Genomic DNA, 11,615 nt, shown 5'->3' with positions numbered 1-11,615 from the left:
GCAGATAATCGAAAGTTATTACAAACCAGCCCAAAACAATATTTTCGATCAGCCATACCACCCGGTGAGCGCTGTAATCGCCACCGATTACCCAACATCAACTTCACTTCCAGTTATCTCAGTCCGTAATGAAAAATCACCACTACTCCTGACAACTTAAAGCACTAATGAGAAGCCATACGATCGTTAGTCCTGCACTGCACCCCAAATTCAATGCAATCGGCCGCTTCCCATGGAGTAGTTGGATTATTCGGTTCCAATTGGCGGTACAGGTAGTCGTACATGGTCACAATATTCCAATCCAGAACTATCCCGATATTTTCATAGTCACTGAAATTTTCCATTGTTACCTGGTTGCGAATCTCCTTAAGGTTCTTACCTTCCACCATCAGCGACCGAACCTCATCTCTCAGCGCTTTCAGGTAATCACGGCTTTGCAGAAAGCTCTCTTGCGTTGTAACGGGCCCGTGGCCAGGTATAACATTCTCAACATCCGCCATATCAGCGAGTGTTTTCAGGGCCCGTATCGAATTGTCTATATCCATATCCCGGAGATCTGGGAAAGGTTTCTTCCCTTTAGCGAAGTCAATCGCGATCAGGACTTTTTCCTTTGGGATATGAACCTGAATCAGGTTATTGCTATGGGTGGGCCCCAGGTAGATAAGGTTCACCTCGAGGTCACCAAGATGGAGCGTCAGATTTTCGTCAAAGGTTACATCGGGTATTGCCGCTTTTCGCTGGTAGGCCAGAAGGTTATCCCTGAGTTTTGAGTGAGAGACGGTCACAGCCCCTTCACCCAATACATCTGAATTACAGATATGGTCCGGGTGATCATGGGAAAGGACGAGATATTTGATTGGAGCTTCGTAACGCCTGGAAAGCTCATTTTTCAACCAGGGAACCGTGCCGGACGGGCAGTGATGGCCATCGACTACGAGAATGCCATCTTTCGTTGCGATATAGGCACCATTTTGATCGTCTGAGCCCCACATATAGACGTGGTCAGAAACCTGGGTAATTGTTCGATTTTCGCCCCACTTGTGGCTCGCCATTTTTTCGATGAAGGCCTGCGGCGGCTTTCTCTGCTCGGCAAATGAATGCAGTGAAACCGCCACCATTAGGGTTATCACCCACTTTGCTGGAAAGCGTTTGAACATGTTTGTTTTCTCTCTTTTTATTAGTTTTATGGTTCCAAAGCTATGCACTGAATTTCGAGGAGAATACTGCCCTATCCCTAATCAGAGCTGTAATGCTGAGACTCCCGCCACCCTATATGACCTTTTTCTGACTCGAGACAGCCTCTCTGGCACCGGTTTTCAGCCTGGTCGCACATGTGCATAGTTATGTAACTCGAGAAACACTCTACCAACAACCAGAAGCCCATTGACTGGCGCCACACGCCAAACTTATGACGGCAGACGCCACTGTGATACGCAGTCGACAGTGGGTTTTGGCCGCGGAGCCACAGGCCCGATTTCAATCAGACTACGAACGGCAAATGGGAATAATTTGTGGAAATTTGTACAGCGCAGATCAGCGCTCTTAGAGAGGAATCACCCCAGAAAAAATTCTCCGGGCTAATATTTTGTATGGAAAGATAAAATGATTTTTCGCTTTGCTGGGGCCTTGCAAAACTTAATCATTCAATTAACTGCGTTAAAACGCTGAGAAATACCAAGCTATTTAGCCATTCATACAGACTACTTTGCACTCGAAAGTGAAGCACTCAATCTACTCTCCGCTTCTTAAGTTCTCTCTGTATTCAACTGGAGTCATCCCCGTCCATCGTTTAAATGCACGATAAATAGACCCCATATCCTGATAGCCCAATCGATATGCCACCTCTGAAATAGATAGGCTTGTATTCTCCATTTCTGAAATCGCATATTCCTTCCTTGCCATATCCACTAACTTCTTGAAGGTTACGCCTTCATTCGCAAGCTGTCGTTGAACGGTTCTCGGAGCTACGTTCAAAGCACTTGCCACAGCATTTATATCAACGACCTTTGCTGGTAATGCGTCGCTAATCGCTCTTTTGACTCTGGGAAAAATCCCCACATCATTGAGCGCTTGCAACTCTTTAAGCGCCATCGACTCATGAAGCTTGTGTATTGATAAATCTGCGCACACCGAAGTAGCATCCAAATATTTGCTTTCATAACAAATATAGCTATTTCTTTCGTTAAATTTTATTTTTGAATTAAAAACAGATTGATACGCAGATGTATCGTCTGGCTCTTCATGATTAAAACCAACCGACGCTAACGGCACGGAGAGACCAAGCAATCCTTTGATATAGCGAACCAAATAAAGAACCCAGAAATCGGTATGGTGTTTATTTGGTTTTGCACCACCTGACAAGTCAGCGAAGACATGGGTTAAATCAGAATCAAATTGAATGTCAATTTTTACTGCATCGCTACTAATTCTTATATAGCGAGACAGATTGTAGAGGGATTCGCGGAGGTTTTTACTTGTCATTGCCGCATAGTCGCCGGCATTAAATGGAATGACAGGGACTTTTTCGGCGAGGTGAAGCCCAAAATGGGGATCGCCACTCAGCTCACCAGCAACCTCCCACATTTTAATCAGTTTTTCATGGGGAATACGCGCTACAGGGTCAGCGAGTTGCTTGGGATCAATGCCTGAGCGCTCCAGAATCTGGGCAGTATCGAGCCCTTCCTGCCCATACATCCGGTAAAGGTATCGGGTGATTACGGCAGTAGATCGCGGCTTGAACGAATCTTGGTTTGAACCTATGTCCGGTTGTTGCCCTTTCCCCACACACACCTCTCAGTATTATTATAAAAATCAATGAGTTAGAGCCTTGATGCCCTTGGAGGTATAACAGAACCGTTTAAGTATGCCCGACTCGATACACGGGGATCAATGCTAAACGGGCAGGAATAACAGTTTTACCCGGCTGTACATTTGGCGATCAATCGACCTCACTTCGAATGGCCGCAATCAAGCAACAGCAGACATCGCCTCTCTGCTGAGATACCTTTGGCTATCACGCCTTCAGCTGACATCGAGCTCAAGGATCGACCATCGACACTGAGGAAAATGCATGAAATTTCTTGCCCGCACCGTAATAGTGCTCATCACTGTGTCATTATGCTTTGTCGCCTATAGTTTCTATGTCTCGCGCCCCGCCGTGGATACTGCTTGGGAACCCACACGCCCTCAGGTCATCGCAGATCCAGCAGCAGCCCTGACATTTGCGCGTACTGGCTCGTCGCTGATCAGGGTCATGCGCCACAACGGTGACACTATCGAAGGAATAGATATTACAGCCGAGCTCGGCGACGCCCGCGATTTGATCGAAGCCTATGCCCAACTAGGGTACGAGGGGCTCGAAAAGGTCACGGGGCCCGAGGTAGTCGTCCCGGTTACCGAATTAACAGTACCTGCGGACTTTCACTACCCTCATGTTGCGGCTGGTACGAATTACTATGAGCACGCTAAAGAGGTATATCTGGACGATCCGCCGTTCTTGTTCCCCAAATTGTCCCAAGCAAGCGCATGGAACCACCCAGTAGACTTCCACCCGCGCCTCGACTTCGAGGCAGAACTCGCCATGGTTCCTCTTTCCGACATTGGCTCTCCTGAAGACCAGGTAGAGTACGCTCTCATACTCTGTAATGACTTCACTGATCGCTGGACCCTACTTCGGCAGCTTGATCTCCGCGCGCCAATGGGCACCACGGGTTTCGCAGCTGGCAAAGGACGCCCCTCTTTCCTCCCCACTGGCTACCTGTTCGTGATCCCGAAGTCGGCTTCGTTCTACCAAACGATTTCCCTTGAACTCGCTGTAAACGGAGAGGCGCGACAGCGCTTTACGGCAGACCAAATGATCCTGAATGTGGATGAAATAGTGCACCAAGCTTTCGCTCAGGCAGCACGTACATTTTTTGATGGCGATGAACAGGTGGAGCTACTCCCAAAACATGTCATACCCCGCGGGACATTGATTCTTACCGGCACAGCTGCCGGCGTGCTATTCAAACCTGCGAATGTGTGGAATCAGGGCTTTTATTTGCAGCGCGGCGACCAGGTGGTCACCAGAGCCACCTTTCTCGGGCACTTGGAAAACCATATCGAATAACGCTTCTAGAGTACCTTGTTGTCCAAGACTGGCGCCCTTCTGCATGTCAGGCAAGGCGATGCTGTTGCCGCCGACGCCGCTGCTCTGCAGTTTGAAGCTGTAGTTGTCCTGAGCAACACTGGTATCAGGGGCGAAGTTCAAGGCCGGCGGTTCTGGGCCTCCTGCTGACCGACACACGGGCCATGATCGCCGCCTGGGATCGCGGAAGTAGCGGAGCGGAAGTGAAAGCAATAGTGGGTTCAGTACATACCGCCAGCGGAACAATAAGCGATACGGACAAGCCTATCGGGCAGTTTGATACTTAATCTGCGCGCGACAGAGGTGCAAAAATGAGGGTCTTACTGATGCGGCCAGGCACGAGATAGCAAATGACCTACGTACCCTCCAAAAGTCCGATCCTGAAACTCTGGAAAACCCTCGGTGGCAATGGTTTTGGCCGCTGGCTGGTGAGCAAGATTGTCTGCTTCAATGCACCCTACTTCAGCTCGATCAAACCGCGCTTCACCCAGATAAAGCCGGGCCTGGTTGAGGTAAAACTGAAAAAACGCCGCGCAGTGCAAAACCACATCAAAACCGTGCACGCCATCGCCATGTGCAACGCCGCGGAACTGGCGGGCGGCGTGTGCCTGGATGTATCCCTAGACGCCAACTTCCGCTGGATTCCGGTGGGCATGACCGTGCAATACCTGAAGATGGCCAAGACCGACTTGCGTGCAGTGTGCAGGGTCGATGACTTCCAATGGGATTCTGCGCAGGATGTGGTGATGCCCGTTAGTGTGTTTGATACCAATGGCGAGGAGGTCTTCCATGCGGACATCACCATGCGGATTTCTCCCAAGAATAAATAAGCCTTGCCGAATGGGCATGTCTGCCTTGGGCAGGCACGGCCCTATACCTATATGGCGAGCTTCAGATCGAACCCACCATAAAAAAGCCCGGTGACGGAATTCCCCAACCAGGCTTTCTCTCACACAGTGATCAAAGTCCGATTGGCACGCAGCAGCCATAACCTTTCGACAAAACTCGCAGCACCAAGAACTACCGAAGAAACATAGTACTAACGTACTTCAACCTTCATTTTCAAACCAAAATTCTACGCGGTAGAATCAATTCCCTTGCCACGATATATAGCCACCTCTATAAGACAAAGGCACCCAAACGGACAGAAATGGACATATAAAATGCCGTTAGCCCCAGCAATCAAAAGCGCTGTCGCAATGAAACTAGAAGAATACGAAGGGCGATATAACCACCTATACCTAGACACCGTGGGTAAGGTTACCGTAGGTATTGGGCACATGATCCCAAACAAATTTGCCATTAGCTCAGTGCCGCTATTTACTGTTTTAAACAACCTGCCTGCCACCCCGGCCACTGCCGCACAGAAACAAGCAGAGTTTGACCAGATCGCAAAACAAAAGCGCAACTATCGCGCCGGCTGGTACAAACAGTTCTGCAAGCTTGTTATGCAAGAAGCCGATATCGATCGGCAAAGAGATCACCACATAGACTCGTTCTACAAAGAGCTGATCGCACTGTACAGTACCAGGAGAGGGTTCCAGAAAGAGTTCGACCAGTTCCCAGCAGCAGCCCAAATAGCGCTTTTTGATATGATCTTCAATCTGGGCGCCACGAAACTTAAAGGGCAATTTATTAAATTCAACGCTGCTATTAAAAGTGAAGATTGGAAAACTGCCGGAATAGAATCCTATCGCCCTCACGTAAGCCCAAGTCGAAACAACTATGTGAATCAACTATTTCTTAGCGCCAACTCTAAATCAGCGACTACACAACCCTGAAAAACAATATGAAATATTTAGCTCTGCTAGCTACGATTTTTCTGGCCGCATGCTCCCCCCGAAATGCTCCAGACATCAATAAGTCTTTAAATGAAGAAGAATTTGCGGGATTGGAAACTATAGGGAATAGCTATGAATCCACCGCGCTAAACTATGAATTGGACGCAAAGGACGGTTCACTAATAAATTTTACATCTTGTTCAGATGTCGAAAACACGCATAAGGAATCCGTAAAAGAGGATCAGTTTCCACTTTTTATAATGCTAGTGCGGAATTGCCAAGCACTAAACTTATTCTTCAAAGGCCAGAATTCATCCGCAACCTTCTTACCAAACATGCTCTCATCGGAGTTCATTCGCAATCTCCCCGCCACATCTATCCCCTACCTAGGTGGAGAAAAACCTACCGAAAGTAATGAGACGATGGAAAAGGCCTACCCTAACCTGAAAACCCAAGAGATAAGCCCCTCAGTATTACAAGTACAACTCGATGACATGGATATCAATTTCACCACACTGGCAAAGGGCGATTTCAATGGTGATGGGATTGAGGACCTCTTGCTGCGACTTGACTGGACAATGACAACAGCATATGGGAAAGGTTACGACCTTTTGTTAATCGAGGCAGATGAGAAAATAATGCGGATAACCAAACGCTGGTGAATGGCAGCTTTTACCGCGCGCCAGCTGCGAGAAGGCTCGCGCCCCCTATAGCTGCCACATGGAGCAGCATCGGATAGACAGCGCAGAGTAGATAGTTTTGGAAACAAAAAAGCCCGCATAAAGCGGGCTTTTTATATATGGTCGGAGTGGCCGGATTTGAACCGACGACCACCACACCCCCGGGGGGAAATTGGCGTGAATTTCAATGAACCCCAGTGAACAAGAAAGAATACCGAAACACCAATAAACCCATATAAATCAACACCTTATAAAGTTCACCATTGTTCACTGCAACCTACCACCCTTCCCACGAGTTCACTCCAATTGGACTTAATATGGACTTAAATTTACTATCCCATCAAAACGGGGGTAGTAATGAAGGCCAAACTCACCAGCAGGACAATCAAGGATCTCGCGCCAGCCGAAAAGGCGTATGAGGTCGTCGATACAGACGTGAAGGGCTTCCTACTCCGGGTCCAGCCCACCGGCCGCATGACCTACTACTATGCCTACCGCACCGCAAGCGGGAGCAAGAAACGCATCAAGATCGGCTCTCACGGTGCCCAACTGACAGTCCAACAAGCCCGAGATCTCGCTACCCGCTATGCGGGCCAGGTGGCCGAAGGCAAAGATATCCAGGAAGAAAAGCAGTCCTCCCGTAAGGCCGCCCGCGCAGCCTCGGAAAAGACGCTAAAGCGATTCACCGAGAACCATTACCGACCCTGGGCCCAGACCAACCTGAAAAGCTCAGATAGGACCATTCAGAGTGTCTACGCCAGTTTTCCCGACCTCCTCGATACCCCTATGGCAGATATCTCTGTTGCCTGGATTGAGCGCTGGCGGGTCCAGCGATTGAAGGATGGCAATAAACCGGCCACTCTCAACCGCCTGGTCAACGCATTACGCTCAATTCTCACCAAGGCCGTAGAGTGGGAAGCCATTGAAGAGCACCCTCTCCGCAAACTCAAAGCACTCCATGTCGATAGCGCCCCCAAAGTCCGCTATCTGAACAGCGACGAAGAAGAGCGCCTCTATAGCGCTCTGGAAGAACGCGACCTTAAGCTCAAGGAAGCCCGAGCGCGAGCGAATGAGCACCGGGCTATTCGTGGCTATGAGCTGATGAGCGACCTTTTCCCATTTACATACGGAGATCGGCTGACACCCTTGGTAACCCTGAGCCTCAAAACCGGGATGCGCCGGGGCGAATTGTTTGACCTGACGTGGGAGAACGTTAACTTCGAGACCAAAGTCATCACTGTTACAGCCGAAACCGCGAAATCGCGGCGCACTCGGCATATTCCACTGGGACCAACAGCCCTAAAGTGCCTTCTCGCATGGAGGCAGCAGGCCTCCCTTCGAACTGGTAGAGTATTTCCGGCAGATGATGGCGGTAGACTCGATAACGTGAATACAGCCTGGCGTAACCTTCTGAAAGCAGCCGACATCAGCAGCTTTCGCTGGCATGACATGCGGCATGACTTTGCCTCGAAGCTAGTAATGAAGGGTGTTCCCTTAAATACAGTCAGGGAGCTTTGTGGCCACTCAGGCCTCGATACCACACTCCGATATGCGCACCTTGCTCCCGACCATAAGGCAGATGCAGTAGCCCTAATTGGGTGAGATACAAAAATTGAGAAACTGATAGTAAATATGAAAACTATGGAACAACTACTACAACGTTCTTTTCATCTCGAAACAGAGATTGCTCGCTTACTCGACCTCCCCATTCCAGCAGACTCTAATCGTATAATCTTGTCGAAAATAATGTGCAGCGTTGCTATCGAACATGCTTCCTCGGCGAAATCACTTATTGGAATCGGCAATAAAACGTCTGGAGTAAGCTTATTTCGACTGCAATACGAGGCACTAGTGAAAGCCATATGGATACTTCACGCAGCACCTGAATCTAAAGTCGACGCCCTATCTGCCCCCCCACACAAACAAACTTTAGCCGATTAAATAAGGAACAGCCCTCTCTTAGCCAGATGCTTGAAGACTTGGCAGCGCCTTCCTCGGAACAGCCCCATGGACAACTACCAGAACATGTACTGCAGAACCTATATGGATTTAAGGACACCTCTTGGAAGCCCCTCTGCTCAATGGTACATGGAGGCGCATTGGCACTACACACTCACGCTGTTGAGTTTCCAGATAAGAAGCTTGAAATTGCCATAAAGCACTCTAACGCGGTTTCCTGCCTTACCGCGAATTTACTGACGGCTATCACTTCAGATAGGGCTTTTGATGACTACACCGCTAAACTGCATATGTCCTTTCCTGACTGCCTCATTTTGCCGGAGACGGCATAACCGCATTCACCTGGAAGCCCGTCGCGCCCCTCTTTTATAGCCAGCATCTGATGTTTAGTCGCCCCCCAAGAGAGAGGGCGATCGCCCCTTCATCTCGGATAAAGGCTCAGTAATCATAGAGTTTCGTATCACCTGCCAATATTTTTTGAAAAAATTTAAAATTTTTTCTACGAGAATTGCCAAATCAAAGTTTCGGTCTAATCGCCGAAGATGAAGCGAAAACGGCAACCGAATTCGGCGAAGTTCGACGCATTGAGCATTTTTTGATCTAAAAATATCTTAACCGAACTAAGCGAACGGCGACCAAACAGCCTCTTCACAGTGAAGCGAACCGCTCTATAGGGTGTGTCCATCGTGACAAACACAGATGGATAGCAATGCCCATGGAGACACAAAACAGCAATCGAGCATTTACCGAGATTGAGGCTGCCAAATACATTGGCATGAGCCGCTCTTACCTCGCCCAAGCTCGCATGGACGGGCGGCGGGATAACCGCACCCCTGCCCCACCCTTTATCAAGATAGGACGTGCCGTCCGGTACTTGCGCGAAGACCTGGATACATGGCTCAACAGCTTTTCAAAGCTGGAACACCTGGGACAGGCCTAGGGTCTCGCCATGGCCATCTCCGACGTCGATGAGGCGCTTGCTATCACTGAAGGCTTCGGGACTCACGAGTGCCGCGCATTCAGGTCTCAGATATTCAAGACACATGAATTCATCTGCCTAGCCCTCGCGCATTACTATAAGCGTATTGCCCTCGCCGACGGGCACGTAAAGGCGAATCAGGCCCTACGGAAGATCCACGGAACCCTGAAACTCGGGAAGTCGTTTGAAGGGCTACATATGACATCCCCAGATGAGGACGTCCGACGTTACGCCGAGCACAAGGCCAAGATGCTTAAAGCCATGTTCTTTAGGGAGAACAAGGCCGGGCGATACAGGAATGGACTTCGCAAGGCGATTAAGAGCGTCGAGAACTGCCAGCTGACCTTTCCCCATCCCGATCCGCTCCAGGCAAGCCAACAAGAGATAATGCCAGCGCTCGCCCGTGTATTCTGCCCCGACTGGTGGCGGCGAGGCGTTCGTGCGCTTCAAGACACTTACCTGGAAGCAGTCCATATCGAGCTCGGTTTGGTCAACAAACGATCAGGCATCTATGCCAGTAACCACGGGGTGAACCGAAAACTCGCTCAATGGAAGCGAAATGAAGCGGTGCTGGCCGCTTTGGAAGCGGTGAACGAGCTAGGCGAAGTCTTCAACTTGCTCGATGTGGCGAAGCGAAGTGTAGCGAACTTGGCCAACCGGCGAAGCGAACTCATGACCCGCATGGCTGGGTTTGAAGCGATCTCCCGCAAGCGTGGTGAGCAAGGCGTATTCCTTACTCTTACCGCCCCCTCCAAGTACCACAGTCACCTGTCCGCCAACTGTAAGCCAAACCCACGGTACAACGGCGCCACTCCAGCCGAAGTCCAGGCGTACTTCAACCAACAGTGGGGCAAGATCCGGGCGAAACTGAAGCGAAGCCAGATCCAGCCATATGGTTTCCGCGTGGTTGAACCGCATCACGACGGTTGCCCGCACTGGCACATGCTCTTGTTCATTGCGCCCGAGCAGGTCAAGGAGGCACTCAGTATCTTCCGCCACTACGCGTTGGAGATAGACGGCAGCGAACCCGGAGCCCAGAAACGACGCTTCACCGTCAAATACATAGATCCGAACAAAGGTACCGCTGCCGGCTATATCGCTAAATACATAGCCAAGAATATCGACGGTGAGCAAGTCGGCGAAGACCTATATGGGCATAACGCGATTGAGAGTGCCATCCGTATCCGAGCCTGGGCGTCTACCTGGAAGATCCGCCAGTTCCAGCAGATCGGCGGCCCTAGCGTGACCGCTTGGCGAGAGTCCCGCAGGCTCGCCCATAGTGAGCATGCGGAAGCTGCTTTGGACTCCATAGATAGCGAGCTTTTAAAAGGACTCATTGAGGCCGCAGATAAAGGAGACTGGGAGACCTTTACCGAACTATCTGGTGGCCCCACTCCAGAACGAGCGAGCCTGCCATTACGGGCACTCCACGTTGCCAAAGAGGGCCTGAGCAAATACGGCCAAGAGGCTCAAAAATTGATCGGCCTTCTATTTCAGGCCAAATCCAGGGTTATCACGCGCTTTCACGAATGGACAGTTCGACCGGTTGCTGAATTCGAAAGTTGCGGAGCGGAAGCGAGAGCTATAGGAGGGGCTAACGCCCCTCCCTTGGAGTTCTGTCAATAACTGTACGTCGGTGCAAGTGCTCCACGGTCTAATGCAAACCAGCAGATACCGTTCAAATAACCATCCCAACAGCATCAAAACGCAAACTGCGTCACAAAATATGGTATAAACAGTCATTGTTAGGAAAGCTTCCTCACACGATAAGAAAAATGAGTCCAGTTCCAGGGAAAATACCATGTTACAAAGTATTTCAGAGTTCCTAGCGAACCCATTAGTTGGCCTGTTGGGTTTCACACTTTCAGCTGTTGCAAGCGCGATTGCAATTTTTCAGGCCGTGGGAAAATCTAAGGCAAATAAGGAAGTTGACCGACTTTCAGCTCAACTGATTCACATATCCAATGAGCACAATGAGCTGAAAGTTAGGACAAACAACCCTGACAATAGAAATAAAATTTCTCAGGGTGATAAATCGCAATATTTCCAAGATAACTCCGGCCCAGTGCACATAGATAATAGAGGCTGAT

11 protein-coding genes are annotated in these 11,615 nt (G+C 49.7%); 9 read left to right on the top strand and 2 right to left on the bottom strand.

Annotated elements, in window-relative coordinates:
* Positions 1-164: 164 nt before the first annotated feature.
* Positions 165-1,157 carry an MBL fold metallo-hydrolase gene (locus ACONT6_RS06735; RefSeq protein WP_428820974.1) on the bottom strand — a complete coding sequence of 331 codons (993 nt, stop codon included), beginning with the start codon at positions 1,155-1,157 and terminating at the stop codon, positions 165-167.
* A 574-nt stretch (positions 1,158-1,731) separates the two neighbouring features.
* On the bottom strand, positions 1,732-2,784 hold the full coding sequence (locus ACONT6_RS06730; protein WP_428820973.1) for an AraC family transcriptional regulator: 1,053 nt from the start codon (positions 2,782-2,784) through the stop codon (positions 1,732-1,734).
* 286 nt (positions 2,785-3,070) lie between these two features.
* On the opposite strand from ACONT6_RS06730, the gene ACONT6_RS06725 reads away from it, so the two are divergent.
* From ACONT6_RS06725 to ACONT6_RS06685, 9 genes are all read left to right on the top strand, one after another.
* Entirely contained in the window at positions 3,071-4,108 is a 1,038-nt protein-coding gene (locus ACONT6_RS06725) for a fumarylacetoacetate hydrolase family protein (protein WP_428820972.1), read from the top strand.
* Positions 4,109-4,476: 368 nt separating this feature from the next.
* Entirely contained in the window at positions 4,477-4,956 is a 480-nt protein-coding gene (locus ACONT6_RS06720) for a hotdog fold domain-containing protein (RefSeq protein WP_428820971.1), read from the top strand.
* A gap of 369 nt (positions 4,957-5,325) precedes the next feature.
* Positions 5,326-5,907 (top strand): hypothetical protein, encoded by a 582-nt coding sequence (locus tag ACONT6_RS06715; RefSeq protein ID WP_428820970.1) that lies wholly within the window; start codon positions 5,326-5,328, stop codon positions 5,905-5,907.
* 8 nt (positions 5,908-5,915) lie between these two features.
* Positions 5,916-6,569, top strand: a complete 654-nt coding sequence (locus ACONT6_RS06710; RefSeq protein WP_428820969.1) for a hypothetical protein — start codon at positions 5,916-5,918, stop codon at positions 6,567-6,569.
* Positions 6,570-6,944: 375 nt separating this feature from the next.
* The gene (locus ACONT6_RS06705) at positions 6,945-8,189 is read left to right on the top strand and encodes a tyrosine-type recombinase/integrase (protein WP_428820968.1); all 1,245 of its coding nucleotides are present in this window, start codon (positions 6,945-6,947) and stop codon (positions 8,187-8,189) included.
* A gap of 30 nt (positions 8,190-8,219) precedes the next feature.
* On the top strand, positions 8,220-8,528 hold the full coding sequence (locus ACONT6_RS06700) for a DUF6988 family protein (RefSeq protein ID WP_428820967.1): 309 nt from the start codon (positions 8,220-8,222) through the stop codon (positions 8,526-8,528).
* A complete protein-coding gene (locus tag ACONT6_RS06695; protein WP_428821488.1) occupies positions 8,492-8,878 on the top strand; it encodes a DUF6988 family protein in 387 nt (128 codons plus the stop codon). Before ACONT6_RS06700 ends, ACONT6_RS06695 begins: the two co-directional genes overlap by 37 nt.
* 617 nt (positions 8,879-9,495) lie before the next feature.
* Positions 9,496-11,151: a replication endonuclease gene (locus tag ACONT6_RS06690; RefSeq protein ID WP_428820966.1), complete on the top strand. Its 1,656-nt coding sequence runs from the start codon at positions 9,496-9,498 to the stop codon at positions 11,149-11,151.
* Positions 11,152-11,326: 175 nt separating this feature from the next.
* On the top strand, positions 11,327-11,614 hold the full coding sequence (locus ACONT6_RS06685; protein WP_428820965.1) for a hypothetical protein: 288 nt from the start codon (positions 11,327-11,329) through the stop codon (positions 11,612-11,614).
* The last annotated feature ends 1 nt before the right edge of the window (position 11,615 follow it).

The organism is Microbulbifer sp. MCCC 1A16149, assembly GCF_050368945.1.
GTDB lineage: Bacteria > Pseudomonadota > Gammaproteobacteria > Pseudomonadales > Cellvibrionaceae > Microbulbifer.
The sequence above is the reverse complement of the archived record's forward strand: the minus strand, read 5'-3'. Positions and strand labels throughout refer to the sequence as shown.